14 protein-coding genes and 1 pseudogene are annotated in these 17,740 nt (G+C 63.6%); 8 read left to right on the top strand and 7 right to left on the bottom strand.

Features of this window, described 5'->3' with window-relative positions:
• Positions 1-184 precede the first annotated feature (184 nt).
• The 6 genes and pseudogenes from KV203_RS13815 (at position 185) to KV203_RS13795 (ending at position 7,645) form a co-directional block, all read left to right on the top strand.
• Complete coding sequence (locus KV203_RS13815) at positions 185-1,594, top strand: sugar transferase (protein WP_246600153.1); 1,410 nt, start codon at positions 185-187, stop codon at positions 1,592-1,594.
• A gap of 92 nt (positions 1,595-1,686) precedes the next feature.
• Positions 1,687-3,366, top strand: coding sequence for a glycosyltransferase (locus KV203_RS13810; protein ID WP_246600152.1), 1,680 nt, complete (start codon positions 1,687-1,689; stop codon positions 3,364-3,366).
• Positions 3,363-4,124 (top strand): annotated as a pseudogene (locus tag KV203_RS20095) (rhamnan synthesis F family protein); the annotation flags it as partial. The gene KV203_RS13810 and the pseudogene KV203_RS20095, both read left to right, overlap by 4 nt.
• An 81-nt stretch (positions 4,125-4,205) precedes the next feature.
• Positions 4,206-5,330 carry a glycosyltransferase WbsX family protein gene (locus KV203_RS19705; RefSeq protein ID WP_246600150.1) on the top strand — a complete coding sequence of 375 codons (1,125 nt, stop codon included), beginning with the start codon at positions 4,206-4,208 and terminating at the stop codon, positions 5,328-5,330.
• A 21-nt stretch (positions 5,331-5,351) separates the two neighbouring features.
• On the top strand, positions 5,352-6,287 hold the full coding sequence (locus KV203_RS13800) for a class I SAM-dependent methyltransferase (RefSeq protein WP_066470372.1): 936 nt from the start codon (positions 5,352-5,354) through the stop codon (positions 6,285-6,287).
• Entirely contained in the window at positions 6,284-7,645 is a 1,362-nt protein-coding gene (locus tag KV203_RS13795; RefSeq protein WP_066470374.1) for a glycoside hydrolase family 99-like domain-containing protein, read from the top strand. The genes KV203_RS13800 and KV203_RS13795 overlap by 4 nt, the downstream gene beginning before the upstream one ends.
• A gap of 21 nt (positions 7,646-7,666) precedes the next feature.
• Here KV203_RS13795 and KV203_RS13790 read toward each other — a convergent pair whose 3' ends face one another.
• From KV203_RS13790 to KV203_RS13775, 4 genes are read right to left on the bottom strand one after another with little or no spacing between them, the layout of a single operon-like run.
• On the bottom strand, positions 7,667-8,818 hold the full coding sequence (locus KV203_RS13790; protein WP_246600149.1) for a TylF/MycF family methyltransferase: 1,152 nt from the start codon (positions 8,816-8,818) through the stop codon (positions 7,667-7,669).
• Positions 8,819-8,859: 41 nt separating this feature from the next.
• A complete protein-coding gene (locus KV203_RS13785) occupies positions 8,860-10,194 on the bottom strand; it encodes an ABC transporter ATP-binding protein (RefSeq protein ID WP_083530048.1) in 1,335 nt (444 codons plus the stop codon).
• A 3-nt stretch (positions 10,195-10,197) separates the two neighbouring features.
• The gene (locus KV203_RS13780) at positions 10,198-11,010 is read right to left on the bottom strand and encodes an ABC transporter permease (protein WP_157079802.1); all 813 of its coding nucleotides are present in this window, start codon (positions 11,008-11,010) and stop codon (positions 10,198-10,200) included.
• 60 nt (positions 11,011-11,070) lie between these two features.
• Positions 11,071-11,934, bottom strand: coding sequence for a class I SAM-dependent methyltransferase (locus KV203_RS13775; RefSeq protein WP_169797501.1), 864 nt, complete (start codon positions 11,932-11,934; stop codon positions 11,071-11,073).
• 311 nt (positions 11,935-12,245) lie between these two features.
• Between KV203_RS13775 and KV203_RS13770 the strand changes: the two genes are divergently transcribed.
• Both KV203_RS13770 and KV203_RS13765 read left to right on the top strand, forming a co-directional pair.
• The gene (locus tag KV203_RS13770; protein WP_066470384.1) at positions 12,246-13,730 is read left to right on the top strand and encodes a peptide MFS transporter; all 1,485 of its coding nucleotides are present in this window, start codon (positions 12,246-12,248) and stop codon (positions 13,728-13,730) included.
• Between the two features lie 68 nt (positions 13,731-13,798).
• The gene (locus KV203_RS13765) at positions 13,799-14,611 is read left to right on the top strand and encodes an alpha/beta hydrolase (protein ID WP_066470387.1); all 813 of its coding nucleotides are present in this window, start codon (positions 13,799-13,801) and stop codon (positions 14,609-14,611) included.
• Between the two features lie 7 nt (positions 14,612-14,618).
• Here KV203_RS13765 and KV203_RS13760 read toward each other — a convergent pair whose 3' ends face one another.
• Genes KV203_RS13760 through KV203_RS13750 form a run of 3 tightly spaced genes read right to left on the bottom strand, consistent with a single transcriptional unit; the run spans position 14,619 to position 17,740 of the window.
• On the bottom strand, positions 14,619-15,116 hold the full coding sequence (locus tag KV203_RS13760; protein WP_066470390.1) for a pyridoxamine 5'-phosphate oxidase family protein: 498 nt from the start codon (positions 15,114-15,116) through the stop codon (positions 14,619-14,621).
• A 53-nt stretch (positions 15,117-15,169) separates the two neighbouring features.
• Complete coding sequence (locus tag KV203_RS13755; RefSeq protein ID WP_157079803.1) at positions 15,170-16,471, bottom strand: amidohydrolase family protein; 1,302 nt, start codon at positions 16,469-16,471, stop codon at positions 15,170-15,172.
• Positions 16,472-16,483: 12 nt separating this feature from the next.
• Positions 16,484-17,740, bottom strand: a complete 1,257-nt coding sequence (locus KV203_RS13750; RefSeq protein ID WP_066470392.1) for an amidohydrolase family protein — start codon at positions 17,738-17,740, stop codon at positions 16,484-16,486.

Raw genomic sequence — 17,740 nt, 5'->3', positions numbered from 1 at the left:
TGCGGTGCTGTCGGTATAGTCACGTCCTGTTATGGATGGCAAGGCCGATAGCGTCCGTACGCCGACGGAGGGGCAGGGCGTACTCACCCGATCGGCCGTTGGGGGCGGTTCGACGGTTCGAACCGGGGTCGACGGCGCAGAAAGGGCACTTCTTCCGATCGCGCCCGGACGCGGTCGACCGACATTGCGCCATGAGTGGGAGCCGACGCTGGTCCGGCGCGTCCGGGTGGTCGATCTGGTGGTGGTGTCCGGGGCCGCGCTCGGCGCGCAAGCAGTGGGGCCGGGCGCGCCCGCGACCCTCCAGCAGGTGCTCGTCGTGCTGGTGGTGATCGCGGCCTGGCTGGGCGCGCTGGCGGTGCACGGTAGTCATTCGCCGCGGGTGCTCGGCAGCGGGCCGGAGGAATACCGGTGCGTCATCTCGGCGACCCTGCGGCTGTTCGGCCTGGCTGCTATCGCCGCTCTGCTCCTGCGTGCCGACGCCGTTCGTGGGTACTTCGCGGTCACTCTGCCGCTCGGTCTGGCTGGGCTGCTGGTCACCCGGTGGCTGGTGCGCCGTGCCATTGCTCGGATGCGCGAGCGCGGCGAAAGCCAGACGGCCGTGCTGATCGTCGGTCGGGAGCGGGCGACTCGCGATGTCGCTGCCTCGTTCGCGCGCAACCTCGCCAGCGGACATCGCGTGGTCGGCGTGTGCGTGCCGGGTTACTCCGGTGAGCGTGGCCAGTACCTCGAAGTCGGCGGCCGGAACATTCCGATCTTCGGTGACGAACGCTCGGTGATAGCGGCGCTGGAGTTCTCCGGAGCCGACACGGTGGCCGTGACGGCGACCGAGGAACTCGGGCATGGCGGCATTCAGCAACTGATCTGGCAGCTCGAGTCCTACGACGTCGACCTGGTCGTGTCGCCGGGCGTCGTCGATATCGCGGGGCCGCGCTTGCTCATGCGGCCGGTGGCCGGCCTGCCGCTGATCTATCTCGACAAACCGGCGTACCGGGGGGCGCAGCGCCTCGGAAAGTGGTTCTTCGACATAGCAGTCGCGGTCGTGGCGCTCCTACTCACCATCCCACTACTGCTCGTCATAGCCGGCGCGATCAAGGTGAGCAGTCGGGGTCCGGTCTTGTACCGCTCCAGCCGCGTGGGTCGCAACGGCAAGCAGTTCTCGATGCTGAAGTTCCGCAGCATGGTCGCCGACGCCGACGAGCTGCGGGAGGAGCTGCAACCGCTCAACGAAGCGGACGGCGGGATGTTCAAGATCCGAGACGATCCGCGGGTGACCCCGATCGGCCGGTTCATCCGGCGCTACAGCCTGGACGAGCTACCGCAGTTCGTCAACGTGGTGAAAGGGGAGATGAGCGTGGTGGGGCCGCGCCCGCCGCTACCGAGTGAGGTTGCCGACTACGAGGGTGAGGTGCACCGCCGGCTGCTGGTCAAACCGGGCATGACCGGGCTGTGGCAGATCGGTGGCCGCTCGGACCTGTCCTGGGAAGAGACCGTGCGCCTCGACCTGTCGTATGTGGACAACTGGTCGACCATCGGCGACCTGCTGATCGTGGTCAAGACCGTCCGCGCGGTCCTGGCGGGCGAGGGGGCGTATTGACCGCCCGGATCGATGCGGCGATATTCGCGTGCTACAACCCGTCGCCGGATGTCACTGCGCGCATCATCGTCGTTTCCCGAATCGTTCGAAACGTGTACGTGATCGACGATGGAAGCGATGTATCGCATATTGCCTGCTACGCGCCGCTCAGGGCTTTCGGAAATATTGAGCTGACGCTGAAGAAACGCAACAGCGGGATTGCGAACAGCCTCAACCGGGGATTCGACGCGGCCCTCGCGAACGGCTGTCGCTTCATTCTCACCCTGGACCAGGATGCAATCGTGGACCGGTCGTTGTTCAGTGCACTGGACACCAACGTTGCACTACTGGAAAGTACCGTTCCCGGGGAATGGGGAGTCGTCGGACCGGGGATATTGAATGGAACTCGCTACACCCGGGCAACGAGTGGGCTGGTGGAGACCGCCGAGATTATTCAGTCCGGCGCGGTTTTCAACAGCCTGGGCCTGTTGTGTGCCGGAACGGCCGACGAGTCGTTGGTGATCGACTCGGTGGACACGGACATGTGTTTACGCTTCCGACGGGCCGGTTTCCGCGTCTACGCGGACACCGCGCTGGAGATCACCCATCCGGTCGGCAGCGGAAACTCGATCGAACTGCTCGGCCGGCGCATCGCCGTAACGGGTCATTCGGCGTCACGCAGATACACGATGACGAGGAATCGGCTCGAGATGTTCCGGCGACACGGCGGGCACGAACCTCGATGGTTGATGACCGCAGTACGACGATTCCTCGTGTCGTCGGTCATCTCGGTGACCATCGAGGATCACCGGGCCGACAATCTCCGAGCGATCCTGCTCGGCTGCCGGGACTTCGCCGGGCGCGCGCTCCGAGCCGAGCGTTCGGCGCGCGCGTACGTCGACGACAGCGCGGCGGACACCGTCGGCGAGGTTGCGGTGGTGCTTGTGGTGCACAACGGCGTTCGCTACCTCGAGGAGCAGGTCCGATCCATTCTCCGGCAGACCCTGCCGCCGGCGAGATTTTTTCTTGTCGACGACGGCTCGACCGATGGCTCGGTCGAGCTGGTCGAAAAGCTGATCGCTCGGGACGGCCGAACATCCCTGGTGGTTCTGTCCGCCGGCCGACCGCGATCGCCTGATCTGTACACCAGAATCGCCACCAATTACGTGCAAGGAATGGTCGCGGCCGCAGGGTACCGATTCATTGCCCTATCGGACCAGGACGACATCTGGGAGCCGGACAGACTCGAATACCAGCGAGAGCGGCTCCGGGCAACGGGCGCCCGCCTGACGGCAGCGAACGGAGCCCTCATCGGGCCCGACGGACTGACGATCGGCCGCACGCTCCGTGACGAGTTCCCGGTTCCGGCAGGGTGGACCGACATGGGACCGGACAGTCGGTTGCGTGCGATTCTCCGCTCACCGATGGCCACCGGCGCGACGATGATGCTCGACCGAAGGCTGCTCCGGACGGCTTTGCCGGTCCCGGCCGGGTGGCTGCACGACCGGTGGTTTTCGCTCGTCGGCGTCGCACGTGACGAGGCCGACTTCGATGATCGCCCGGTGATCAGGTACCGGGTGCATTCCGCGCAGGCGGTGGGAATCGCCGACTCGGCGGAGCGAAAAGTAGTCCGATGGACCCTCGGCCGGGTACGTCGACCGCGTGCGGCGGCGCGAAAGATGCGGGATCTGGCGGTCACGCTGCGCGCGGCGACCCCGGATCCTGATGTGCGGCTGAATCTGTCGTGGCCACGGATCCTGTCGGCGTATCTTCGGCCTCGGCCCGCTCGATGAGACGACCGGCACACGGTGTCGTGGGACGCCGCGTTTCGCGCGGTCGCGCGGCCCTGGTATCTCTGCGGCGCCGGATCACCTCCGATCTCGGGGGAAGCCGGACCCGGTCACGGGCATCCTTCGACGACTGGGTGGCCCGTGGGTCGGGACGTGCGGCGGCAGACTTCCCGACTTCCTGGCGCGCACGACCGCGGCTGTCGGACGCCGAGACCGTCCGCTTGTGCGTCCTCGTCCATCTGGCACCCGCAGACGCGGTGCAGCCGGTGCTGCACGGCATCGAGTCGATACCGGTCGCGTTCGATCTGATCGTGACCAACGCCACCGGGCTGCCCGTGGAGATCGACCGCACCGGCATCGAACGTCTTTGTGATGCAGTGGTACTCGACGTCGACTGCCGGGGTCACGACATCTGGCCGATGCTGCAGGTGATCAACGCCGGCCTGCTCGATCGATACGACACGGTGCTCAAGGTGTCTCCGGCGAATGCGGACTCGTTGCGCGAAGTAGCCGACACGTACACCGCCGCCCGAATTCTTGCCGCCTTCGCGGACGATCGATCGGTCGGCGTCATCGGGCCCCGGGGTTGCATCGGAGACGACTGGGGGACGCATCTCGAGACCGCCCGACAGCTGACCCGCCGACTCGAGCTGGAGTTCGACGAGCGGCGGCTCACCTTCGCAGTCGGTGGAACCTATTGGATCCGCGCGTTTCTCCTGCAGGGTCTGCGGGCACTCGGGATGTCGGCGCACGATTTCGCGAGTGACCGAGATTCGACCGCGCACGCCCTGGATCGGGTGATCGGACTTCTGACGACCGAGTCGGGGTGCAGATTGCTGACCGTGGCCGAACTTCCCGACTCCGGGGTAGCAGACGCATCGGATTACCGTCGGGGCGCGGTACCGATCCCTGCGGTTCGCGTCGTGCCGTTCTACCTACCGCAGTTCCATCCCACCGAGGAAAACGACCGATGGTGGGGTGCCGGATTCACCGAATGGACCAATGTCGCGGCGGCGCAACCGGTTTACAACGGACATGATCAGCCGAAACTGCCCGCCGACCTCGGATTCTACGATCTCCGCCTCGATGCCGTCCGCGACCGGCAGGCCACGCTTGCCGAAGCGCACGGTGTGCACGCATTCATGTACTACTACTATTGGTTCGCCGGAAAGCGGCTACTGAACACGCCCATCGATATGCTCCTCGCCGGTGACCTCCATATGCCGTTCTGTGTCATGTGGGCCAATGAGAACTGGACGCGCCGGTGGGACGGCCGAGCGCACGATATTCTCATTCGTCAGGACTACGACGAAGTTCCGGCCGAAGAATTTCTGGACGACATAGCACCGTTTCTCCGAGACGAGCGGTACATGCGTATCGACGGTAAGCCGCTGGTCGCTGTCTACCGTATTGCCGCCCTGCCGGACCCCCAACAGGTCATAAAATGCTGGCGCGAAAGATCCCGCGCCCTCGGCGTGGGCGAGCTGCACATTCTGGGTGTGGACGTCGACCGCACGTTCGACGGCTCCGATCGCGATCCGGCTTCCGTCGGTCTCGACGGAACTTTGGGGTTCCCGCCCCACAATCACAAATGGCGGTGGCAACCTCGCGGCGGCCTCGGCGTCGACCGGAGATTCACCGGGAACTTGCTCAGCTACGCGGCAATGGCCACCGCCGGCGAACGCAAGCTCGTTCGAATGAACGCCACTCATTATCCGGGAGTCATGGTAGGGTTCGACAATACCGCGCGCAGGCAATGGAGTTCCGACTTGTGGTTCGGGTCAAATCCGTACACTTTCCGACGGTGGCTGGCGGCGGCAGTCGAGGCGGTGCAGGACCGGGAACCCGATCGGCGAGTGGTGTTTGTCAACGCCTGGAACGAATGGGCGGAGTCCGCTGTCCTCGAACCGACGCTGCGGTTCGGGCGAGCGTATCTATTGGCGGTACGCGATGTGGTCAATCGATGAATTTCGACCGGAGAATCAGTTATGTCTAGCAAGTACGACGCCGTAGTCGATCCAGATGCGCCGAACAATGCGCATTCGTTCGCGGTCGAAATGGTCGGGTGGAATCAACGGGTGCTCGAGCTCGGCGCGGCATCCGGTCACGTGACACGTGTTCTCGCAGCGCGTGGCTGTGATGTCACCGCCGTCGAGCACGATCCGAGTGCGGCCGCCGACCTGGACGGTCACGCGGCAGCGGTTGTGGTCGGGGATCTCAACGATCCATCCCTGCTGGACCAGCTCGATGACAGCTATGACGTGATCTTGGCCGGCGACGTCCTGGAGCATCTGGTCGATCCGCAGTCGGTTCTCGATCGCATGGTGCGCCGACTCGCGCCGAACGGGCGAATTATCGTATCGCTACCGAATGTCGCGCACGCCGATATCCGGATGGCGTTGGCGCAAGGCCGTTTCGATTACAACGACTGGGGTCTGCTCGACAGCACCCACATTCGATTCTTCACGATGAAGACGATCGAACAGATGGTCCGGAGATCGGGACTGCTCATCACGGAGCTGAAACGAGTGCGGATGCCGGCATTCGAAACCGAGATAAAGGTGGATCGCCGAACGATACCGACGGCGTTGATCAGCGAGATATTCAAGGATCCGGAAGCGGAAACCTATCAGTTCGTCTTCACGGCGGTTCGTGACGACGGTATCGCGCAGACATCTCGGCTCGCAGCCAAGTATCTGGCGGCGAGCGCCGATCACGAACGAATCCTTATCTCCAGTCGCGTGCGGGAGATTCTGTCCGCCGAGCCCGGTCCTGTCCGGGCCGTCCTGGAGTCGTCGTCTCGGGTCGATGTCGACGAAATCGGCGCTCATATTCGCAAGGCGTACACGATGGCGAAGCGAGACGGAGTCCGGCAGACGGTGCGGGCGATATCGGCCAAGGTCCGACGGGATTACGTCAAGTGACATCCGTTCCCACTACGATCGCGTTTTATCTGCCGCAATTCCATCCGATTCCGGAGAACAACGGATGGTACGGCGAGGGCTTCACCGAATGGCACAATGTAGCCAACGCAAAGCCGTTGTTCCCCGGGCACTATCAGCCGCGGCTACCGCAGGATCTCGGCTATTACGACCTGCGGGTGCCGGAAGTACGTGCCCAGCAGGCGCGCATCGCTCGTACCTACGGTATCGACGCCTTTTGCTACTACCACTACTGGTTCGAAGGCCACCGTCCGTTCCGTCGCGTCATGGACGAGATACTGGAGTCCGGCACGCCGGCCATGCCGTTCTGTCTGGCGTGGGCGAACGAGAACTGGAGCAAGCACTGGGACGCCTCGAACCACGAGGTTCTGCTCAAGCAAAGCTACAGTCTCGACGACGACATCCGGCACGGAGAGTTTCTGCTTCGGGCGATGCAGCACCCGCTGTACCTGCGCGTCGGCGGTCGGCCCGTTCTGTTCATCTACCGTATCCAGGCACTTCCCGATCCAACGGGAACGCTCGGTCGATGGCGCGATATGTGGGCGCGGGAGGGTCTCGGCGACGTCGAGATCATAAAGTTCGAAACGCACGGTGACCATCAGCCGCCGACGAACTACGGCGCCGATTCTTCCGCCCAGTTCTTGCCGCACGGAACGCACGATCTGGTTCGTCATATTCACGTACCGGGCGCCCATCCCGACAACGTGATATTCCACTACGACGACGTCGTGGACGCTTATCTCGCGCTGGATCCCCCCGATTGGCGCCGGTACGAGTGTGTGCTGCCCGGCTGGGACAATACCGCCCGCCGGGGCGACGGCAAGAGCACCGTCATTCATGCCAGCACCCCGGAACGGTACGGTGAATGGCTGGAAAAAGTGCGTGAGCGCACGGTCGGTGACGGATTGATCCTCATCAACGCATGGAACGAGTGGGCGGAAGGCGCACACCTCGAGCCTGATGCCCGGTTCGGCCGGGCCTATCTCGAGGCGACGGCGCGAGCGCTGGGTGTCGATACCGGTGCGCCGGAGCGTCGATCGCTGACCTCATCCGAGGTCGGCGCCGACGGGCAGAAGAGCGATGTGCCCGACCGGTACGTCGAACTCTATTCCGACGCACTCGACGTCCAGACCCGGCTGCAACGGAGGCTGTCACGGCTGGAGGCATCGTTCGAGCGCCAGCTCGAGTTCACCCGCCGGGAGAGCCGACTGGAGGTCGACCAGCTGCGGCGCGAAGCAGCGGTCTTGGTGCGTGAGATCGACCGCTTGCGCGCACAACTGGCTCGCCAACCACAGAGTCCCGAACTTGCAGCCGCTCGAAGTGGGACGTCGACGACCTGAGCCGGGAGGGCCCGGCGGGTCTCATCGGGATGAGCTTCTGCCCGCTCGGGTCAGCGCCTGGTAGACCCTGCTCAGGCCCGCAGCTCCACTGTGAGCTCGACTGGACCGAATGCGCTCCAGCTCTTCGGCATGTTCGGCATACCTCCTCCGGAGGTCGGCCAACTCGGTTGCGGCGGTGTCGTGTCGGACGCGGAGGTCGGCCAACTCGGTTGCGGCGGTGTCATGTCGGACGCGGAGGTCGGCCAACTCGGTTGCAGCGGTATCGCGTTGGCCGCGGAGGTCGGCCAACTCGCGTTCGGCTTCTTGCTGACACTCGAGGACTCGCGCGTGATCCTGGTACAGGACGGCATAATTCTGGGACAACTCCGCATAGCGGCGTGAATCGTCGTTCTGCACTGTGTCGACCTTCTTCCAGAACGCACCGTAAAAATCGATGACTTCGATCGGATCGACAATTCCGTATCGATCTCGATAGTCGTGCACAGCTTGGCGGCATGCCGGTAGCGCGTAATCGTCGACGATCAGGTATCCGCCGACCGACAACTTCGGGTACAGATGCTGCAGACCATTCATCGTCGACTCGTACATGTCGCCGTCCAGACGTACAATTGCCAGTTTCTCGATCGGAGCACTCGGCAGTGTGTCCTTGAACCAGCCGGGGAGCATTTTCACCTGCGTGTCCAACAAGTTGTACCGGCGGAACGTTTCCTTGACGGTCTCCATCGTGACGGCTAATGCATCGTAGGTGTGCAGAATGTCGCCGTCGTCCGCCGGATATTTTGCAGGATCGGGCGCCGGCAAGCCCTCGAATGAATCTGCCACCCACACAGTGCGATCGGTAACGCCGTATGCTTCGAGGATGCCGCGCATGAACACGCATGCGCCGCCCCGCCATACCCCCGTCTCGATAAAGTCTCCCGGCACACCGTTGGCCAGTACGTCTTCCACGCAGTACTGCAGATTGTCCATCCGCTTCAGGCCGATCATCGTGTGGGATAGCGCAGGCCAGTCCCGTCCCTCGATCCGCAGTTCGGGACGTTGCGCCCCCGACGGGTCGTGCAGACGCCCGTCGGCAGCATCCCACAGGATCATCGTCAATGTTCTCTTCAGGAGCTCGATATACCGCTCGCGCAGTTCGGATTGATTCTTCACAGGTACAGTCGCAGCTACCACAATGCGAGTATAGCTGTTTCGATTCATCGCCGACGAAGCGCTTATTGCAGCCGGTCGAGATCGATAGCGTGGCGAAAGTTGAGCAAGCCGAAGCTGTCGGTTTGCTTGCGGATCGTAAACGACGCGGCATTATCGTGTCGGTCGAGTATGCAGTCCGCTTCGTTGTCGGCCACTATGGACGTGACCGAGAAGACGCCCGAATTGAGCACATTGGGGATATGCCAGGTTGCGCAGACCCGCCGTCCGGCCGCTAAGTCATCGGTAGCAACTCCGGACATCCGGGTATTCGAGGCAAAAATTCGCTCGCCGGTCGAGCTGAACACCATCACCCCGTAGACCGGGCTGACGGTCGTCGCTCGGGACTCGAAGACCACCCGGATACCGAGTTCCCGGTCATCGTCGGTAAAGGTGTCCCGCAACGACCCGGATACCAGATCGATCACAGTCGTGGACACGACCGCCATCACGCGCGTATCACGATCTGCCGTACCTGGTAACGCCTCGCTCCGAACGGCCGGCTCGATGGCATGTGGCAGTTCTTCGATCTCGTCGGATTCGTCCGTGGGCTCGAACCCCGACGTCACCTCTGCGCGGAGATCGGGAGTCGCCTCCATATGGAGCAAGTTCAGGTAATCGTCGACCACTTCACGAATAGGCCCGACGCGGCGCACCTGCCCGCCCTCGATCAGCACGCCGTTGTCGCAATACTCGAGCAGGGCGTTCACGTCGTGGCTCACGAAGACGATCGTCCGCCCGGCACTTTTTATTTCACGAAAGTAGTCGAAGCACTTCTCCTGGAACGCCGCGTCGCCGACGGCGAGGACTTCGTCGAGCAGCAACACGTCGCTTTGTGCCCGTATCGCGATCGAGAATGCGAGTCGGACGTGCATGCCACTGGAGTAGTTCTTGAGCTTCTGATCCATGAATTTTCCGAGTTCGGCGAAGTCGACGATGTCGTCGTACATTGCCGCCATCTGCCGCCGATCGAAGCCGAGCAGGGCTCCGTTCAGGAAGGTGTTCTCTCGTCCGGTCAACTCGGGATTGAAGCCCACGCCGAGTTCGATGAAGGCCGACAAGGTGCCGCGGACCTGGACCGACCCGGAATCGGGGACGTAGATTCCGGCTATCAGCTTCATCAGCGTGCTCTTGCCGCTTCCGTTCCGGCCGACCAGCCCGAGGAACTCACCCTTGCGGACCTCGATCGAAACGCCGTCGAGCACCTTCTGCGTCTCGTACGTTCGCTGCTTCTGGAAGAAGGTCAGTGCGGCCTGCTTGATGCCGGAATGGCGTTCGTGCGGCAGCCGAAACCGCTTGTGAACGTCCCGTAGTGATATCACCGTGTCTGATGGTGGTATTGCACTGTCCGAGGTGTGCACGACCTATGCATCCTCCGCGAAATATTTCTGATGCGAACGGTAGTAGCGAACGGAGAACGCTCCAACCGCCGCAAGAACAAGATACGGAATGGCGAGCTGCGCGGCAGATCCGGTGATACTTGCGGTCGTCGTAACTTGGTCCGATATCATATTGTGCCGAGCGTCCTGGATTATCTGCGCCATCGGACTGAGGAGCAATACCTTTGCGGCGGTCTCGGACTCGGCGCGGACCATGCTGATCGGGTAGAGAATCGGAGTGGCGTAGAAGGCGGCCTGCACGAACACCTCCCAGAGGTGCGCGAGATCACGGTATTTCACATACACCGCGCCGAGGAGGAGCGAGATTGCGAGAGCAAAGCAGTAGAGCTCGAGGATGTTGAGCGGCAGGAGTATGATCCAACCGCTGAATTCGACCCCGTCGATGACGGCGAAGATAAAAACTACGATCAGATTCAGGCCGAGATTGATCAGCGCCGTGATGGTCGCGGCAATGACGAGTATATACTTCGGAAAACTTACCTTGCGGATCAGGTCGCGACGCCCGACGATCGACTGCAAGCCTTGTGCGGCAGCCTCGGTGAAGAACGTCCACAAGACGATCCCCAACAAGAGGTATGTTGGAAAGTGTGGCACATCGGCGCCGAACCTGAGGAACCGCGCGAACACCACATACAGTATGGCAAACAGCATGAGTGGTTTCAGGAGCGACCAGCCGTAGCCGAGCACGGAACCCTGGAACCGAATCTTGAAATCCGTTGCGACGACTTCGCGCAAAATCAGCAGGTTGCGTCTGCCGGCAGAGGTCAAGCCCTGCACGAGCCCCCCTCTGGAAATCGAATCCGACGCTGCTCGACCAACGACTCGACCAACGAACGGTCAGGAGAAGTGGGGCAGCGGCTCACCCCTGTTCAAGCAGTGGGCGCTCAAGTCGAAGCCGGGCTCGATATCTTCCGATCCACGAGTGACGTAGACCGCCGAAGAAGTCACGGACACGGACTGGACCAGGTTGGGCCTGCTTGCAGACAGGACGACGAGCTCCATGACGAGGTTTGTCATCGATTCTCGACCGTAAAAGTAGTCACCGCGTTCAGCGGCCTGCCACGTATCGCCGCTCCAGTGGCTCCATCCCCAGTCCTCGATCACGTAGACCCCGCCTGGCCGCAGCCGAGGAAAAAATTCGCGAAACGACTCGCGCGTCTCGAAGAAGAAATGCGAAGCGTCATCGACAACGAGGTCGATGCGATGACGTCCGAATTCTTTGTCATACAGTGCGGCGAGTCGGTCTCGATCGGACTGGTCGACACCGAAATTGAGCGATACCGTATTTGCCGATCCGGTGCGTTCGAGGTATTCGTCGAGATCTGGCAGGCGATCGGGCAGAATGTCGATCGCCACCAACTTTCGAGGACGGCATATTTCGTTGTATAATACGACCGATCCGCCCTTGAAAATTCCCAGTTCGAGAACGAATTTCGGATGAATGTCCTCGACGATGCCGGCCATCGCGTCGATCATGTCCGGCACCTTGAGCAGGAGGAAATCGTTGGGTGAGGTGGGCGTGGCCGCCATCGCATCCGGCAGGCACACGTGCACCCGCGTGTCGCCGAAACGAAGCAGGCCGTCGAGTTCACCCTGACGTACCCATTCGAGGCGATTGGTAACCGGACGTGAGTCTGTTGCTATTCGTAGCGGCAGGTTCATAACCCGCCGCGGACCGAGTGAACGTGAGCCGAGCCGCATGACCGGCGATTGTACCCGGCGCTGTGACCGTGGGGGCCCCGTTTTCTGGTCCAACCGGTTCTCCCCGTGCTTCGTACTCGCCCTGCGCACAACGCGATCGGGCTGTCGACCGACCGACCGACTGCGCGGCATCGCCCCCAGCGGTGGTCGAACGGGCTCTGGTGGTGCGGCCTACTCGCGCGATGCCGCCGTCAGAGCCCGTTCGCGGTCGTGCGGCCCGCGGGAACGCGCAAGAGAGCTGTGCTACGTCGACGAAGGTGCCACTATGGAGAGGGCGAACGGCCGTCGTCAAGCCATATGCGGGGGAAGACATGTCGAGCACGAGCCATTTGACCGACGAAGATGCACTGCACGATCGGGCGTTCTTCGGCCAGCCGCGCGGGCTGTCCACCCTCTTCTTCGTCGAGCTGTGGGAGCGTTTCAGCTACTACGGGATGCGCGCCATCCTGTTGTACTTCCTCATCGACACCGCCGAGAACGGCGGCCTCGGCCTGACCGAGAGCAACGGCACGGCCGTCGTCTCCATCTACGGGTCGATGGTGTACCTACTCTCGATCCTCGGTGGGTTCGCCGCCGACCGAGTGATCGGCGCGCGGCGCTCGGTGCTCTACGGCGGCATGGTGATCATGGCCGGGCACGTCTTGCTGGCGTTGCCCCCGGAGGCTGCTGCGTGGTCGGGCATCGTGCTGGTGGCCATCGGAACCGGGCTGTTGAAACCAAATGTGTCGTCGATGGTCGGTGAGTTGTATGCGACGCACGACCGTCGTCGGGATGCCGGGTTCTCCATCTTCTACATGGCGGTCAACGTCGGCGCGTTGGTGTCGCCGTTCGTCGTCGGATGGTTGCGGGACAGGTGGGGGTACCACGCGGGGTTCAGCGCCGCGGCGGTCGGGATGGCGATAGCCCTGGTCTTCTACTTCACCGGCCGCAAGCATCTCCGCGGCGCCGGCGACGACGTGCCCAACCCGCTCTCCAGCAGAGATCGGGCCCGGCTGCCGCTGTTCGGGATCGGCGCAGTCGTCGCCCTCGCCGTGCTCATCATGATCACCGGACTGTGGCGGGACACGTTCTTGCTCCAGGTCATCGATGCCATCACGATCCTCTCGCTCGGGGCGCCCGTCGTCTACTTCGCGGTGATGTTCCGGAGCCCGAAGGTGACGAGCAGGGAGCGGACGCACCTGGCGGCGTACCTGCCGTTGTGGATCGGCGCGATGTTGTTCTGGATGATCGCCGAGCAAGCGGCCGGCAAGATGGCGTTGTTCGCCCAGCAGAACACCGTCACCTCGGTCGGCGGTATCGATGTGGATCCGGAGTGGTTCCAATCGGTCGGACCGCTGACCATCATTCTTCTCGCCCCGGTTTTCGGTTGGATCTGGACCCGCAGGGCCGGCAGGTTCCCCTCCACGGCAGCAAAATTCGCCATCGGTGTGACGATGGCCGGGCTGAGTGCGCTGTTCATGTCCTGGGCGTTCGCCACCTTCACCGACAACACTGCGCCGGTAACCGTCCTGATCACCGCCTTCGTCATCCTGACGATCGGTGAGTTGTGCCTTTCCCCAGTGGGGCTTTCCGCGACAACCCGGCTTGCGCCGGTGGCCTTCATGAGCCAGTCGCTGGCCCTGTGGTACCTCGCCAGCGCCGCCGGCCAGGCGATTGCCGCACAGCTGATCAGCGCCATGGGCAGCCTGGGGAATTCGACCTACTACCTCGTCAACGGAGTCATGACCCTCGGCTTCGCGGTCGCGCTCACGGCCTTGACCCCGTGGATTCGCGGAAAGATGAAGGACACCGAGTAGCACGCGATACGGTGGCGGTTCCGACACGCCGATGCCAGGCGTCGGATGTCCCACTACCAGGAGTTTTCATGTACCGATCCCGGTTCACCGGCACCTTCGCGGCGATCGCCGCAGTCGCGGCAGCCGTCCTGACCGGAGCGGGTAACGCAGCAGCTGCGCCGGCGGCGCCGACGATCGTGCTCGTGCACGGCGCGTTCGCCGACCCGTCCAGCTGGGACGGGGTAGCGAGCCGGTTGCGAGCCGACGGCTACACCGTGGTGGTGCCGCCGAATCCGTTACGTGGTCCGGCATTCGATGCGGCGTCGGTCGAGCGTGCGATCGCCGGCATCGACGGGCCGATCGTGTTGGTGGGACATTCCTACGGCGGTGCGGTGATCACCAATGTGGACGACCCGGACGTGCGTGCGCTGGTCTACGTCGCAGGGTTCGCGCCCACCGAAGGTGAGCCGGCCCAGTTGCTGCTCGATCCGATCCGCTTCCCCGGCAGTCGGCTGCTTCCACCGGTCTTGCAGCTCGGGGTGGTCGACGACCCGTCCGGGATCGGCGGGCGGAACGTGGACGGTTTCGTTGCCCCGGAGTACTTCCAGCAGGTGTTCGCCCAAGACGTCTCGCCCGCCACCGCGGCGACGATGGCGGCGCGCCAGCGTTCGATCGCGGTGGCGGCAAATCTGGAACCGAGCGGCCCGGCAGCATGGCGGCACGTCCCGAGCTGGTACGTCGTGTCCGCGGACGATCGGGTGATTCCGCCGGCCGCGCAGCGGTTCATGGCCGGCCGGATCGGCGCCGTGACCAGCGAACTGCCCGCCTCGCACGCGTCGTTGGTATCCGAGCCGGAGCAGGTCGCCGCCGTCGTCGAGAACGCGGCCGCAGCCGCGCGGTGAGCCGATCTCAGGTGTGCTCGCGTTCGGCGCGCCGGCGGATCAGTTCCTCGACCGCGGAGGGCAGGGTGGTTTCGAAGTCGATCAGCTTTGCCCAGGTCGGGGTGACGACGATGCGTACCATGCTGTCGTAGAGCGAGCGGACCTCGGCCTCCCACTCGACCCGCTGCTCCGGGGTCATCTGGTAGGTGCCGTTCATCTGCAGATACTCGTCCGGGATGCCGTCGACGACATCCAGCTCGACCCGACCGCGGATCAGCAGGATCTTGGGTGGGTGCACCTCGGTGTCGATGGTCAGGGCGACCATCGGGTTCCGGCGCAGTGCGGGCAGTTTCGGAGCGTTCGTGGTAGTGCACAGTACGATCTGCTCGCCGTTCCAGGTGAACGCGATCGGGATCGCCCGCGGGGTACCGTCGGTCGCGACGTAGGCCAGTCGAGCCAGGTCACGATGCAGTAGGTCCTGGCTGATCGGTCGGTCGAGAATCTCGCGGATCTCGTTCGGTTGCATGAAGATCGTCTTACCACGCGCGACAAACCGGAATGCGCGCGGCAGCAACAGCGCTACCGAGTAGCAGTGTGCGCGGTGGCGGCTTCGATCTGCGACTTGAACGCCGCCAGCTTGTCGGCGGCAGCGCGTTGCTGATGGCTGCGCGCCTTGATGCTGACATCGTGGTCGGCCGACGCGGCCCGCAGCGCGCCGACGGTTGCCGCGTCGCGGGGGATATGCCGGAACGGGTCGAACGAGTACCACTCCAGGGCATTGCGATACGTCATCTTGTCGATCTCGTCGTCGGGCACGTGCTCGGCCGTGAAGACCGCGGACAACTCTTCCGGCGCCCCGGGCCACATCGAGTCGCTGTGCGGGTAATCCATCTCCCAGGCGATGTTGTCGATGCCGATCTCGTTGCGTAACCGCACCCCGATCGGATCGCTGATGAAGCAGGTCAGGAAGTGTTCCCGGAACACCTCGCTGGGCAGTTTGCCGCCGAAGTCCTGCAGGGTCCAGGTGGCATGCATGTCGAAGGTCCGATCCGCCCGCTGCAGAAAGTACGGGATCCAGCCCGTGCCGCCCTCGGACAAGCCGATCTTCAGATCCGCGTACCGCTTGATCGGGTTCGACCACAACAGGTCTGCGGCGGCGGAGACGATGTTCATCGGCTGCAGGGTGATCATCACGTCCGGCGGTGAATCGGTCGCCGGGATCGACAGCTTGCCGGACGAGCCGATGTGCACGTTCAACACGGTATTCGTCTCGACCAGAGCCTCCCACAACGGATTCCAGTAGTCGTCGTGAAAGCTGGGGTACCCCAATGCGGCGGGGTTCTCGGTGAAGGTGAGCGCGTGCACCCCCTTCTTCGACACCCGGCGCACCTCCTGGGCGCACAGCTCGGCATCCCAGATCACCGGCAGTGCCATCGGGATGAACCGGCCTGGATACGCGCCGCACCATTCCTCGATATGCCAGTCGTTGTACGCCTGGACCAGCGCGAGGGAAAAATCCGAATCTTCGGTGGCGAACAGTCGGGCGGCGAAACCGGGGAAGGACGGAAAGTTCATCTGTGCCAGCACCCCGCCGGCGTTCATGTCCTTGACCCGCTCATGGACGTCGTAGCAGCCCGGCCGGATCTCGTCGAGCCCCTCCGGGTCCAGTCCGTATTCCTCCTTCGGCCGGCCGGCCACCGCGTTGAGGGCGACGTTCGGGATCACCCGGTCGCGGAACTTCCACATGTCGGCTCCGTTGTCCATATGCACCAACCGCGGCGCCTCGTCGGCGTAGCGGGCCGGTAGCCGGTTGGCGAACATGTCCGGCGGTTCGATGATGTGGTCGTCGACGCTGACCAGAATCATGTCGTTCTTGTCCACGAGAAAGCTCCTCTACGGCGCGGTCGGCTGCAGTGCGGCCGGCGGCTGCTGTGCCGCCGGGTCGGGGTTGGCGATCGACAAGCCCATGAAGCGACGAGCATTGTCGCCCATGAAATCCCAGACTCGTCGAGCATCCATGTGCTCGGCGTACTTCCAGTAGCTCTTCGGTTCGGGCAGCCCTTCCGGATGCGGGTAGTCCGAACCGAACATCACCCGATCCCAGCCCACCGTCGCCACGACATCGGCGACCGATCCTTCCCAGAACGGGCTGACCCAGATGTTGCGCCGGAACACCTCCAGCGGGTCTTCGGGGAAGTTCTGCGGCATCTTGTGGGTCAGGCTCGCCAGATCGTGGAAGAGCGGCCCGATCCACGAACTGCCGTTCTCCACGCTGGCGATTCGCAGCGCGGGAAACCGGGTCAGGGTGCCGTGACAGATCAGGCTGCCGATCATGTCGGAAATCTCCCGGTGCCCCAAGGCCAGCCAGCGGAATGCGCTCATCGCCATGAAGTTCGAGGTGGCCGGCGGCTCCCACCGATTGATGTAGTCGTCGAGCGGCGGCTGGCTGGCGTGCAGCACGATCGGTAGGCCGGCTGCCGCTACGTCCCGCCAGAACGGATCGAATTCCGGCAGCGCCGGCGACCGCCAGCCGTGGATGCCCTTGACCGGCGCCGGCTTGATCAATGCCACCTTCGCGCCGTTGGCCAGGATGTACTCCAGCTCGCGCCGCGCGCCGTCCACTTCGGCGCAGTTCAGGATCGGGGTGCTGTAGATCCGATCCTGATAGGCGTAGGTCCAGTGCTCGAGCATCCATTCGTTGATCGCGTGCACGATGGCCAGGGTCAGCTGTGGATCGTCGGCCGCGGAATGCTCCACCAAGCTCGCCAGCGTCGGGTAGTTCAGCGTCTCCCGGACACCTTGCCGATCCAGTTCGGCGATCCGGTCCGCCGGGTTGCGGGTCGCCGCCGGTGCCGCGATCGCCGGCCCCTGCATCTCCCGCAGGGTCAGGCCCTCGGTGTTCGCGCCGGCGAAGAACTTCTCGTGTGCACCCGGCGCGGCGACCCGCTCGAACGTGGGATTCGGGATGAAGTCGGTGATCCGGCCGTTGATCGCGACTCGGGTATGCCGGCCGATCTGCACGTATTGCACGGCGCGCCGATATCGGTCGGGCAGATGGTCGGTCAGTGCGCCGGCCGTTTCGTACATATGTGAGTCGGCGTCGAACACCGGCACATCGGAACGCGGTGTGGCTTCGGCCGGTTCGGTCAT

This window comes from Skermania piniformis, assembly GCF_019285775.1.
Taxonomy (GTDB): domain Bacteria; phylum Actinomycetota; class Actinomycetes; order Mycobacteriales; family Mycobacteriaceae; genus Skermania; species Skermania pinensis.
This window is presented reverse-complemented; position numbering and strand designations above follow the sequence as displayed.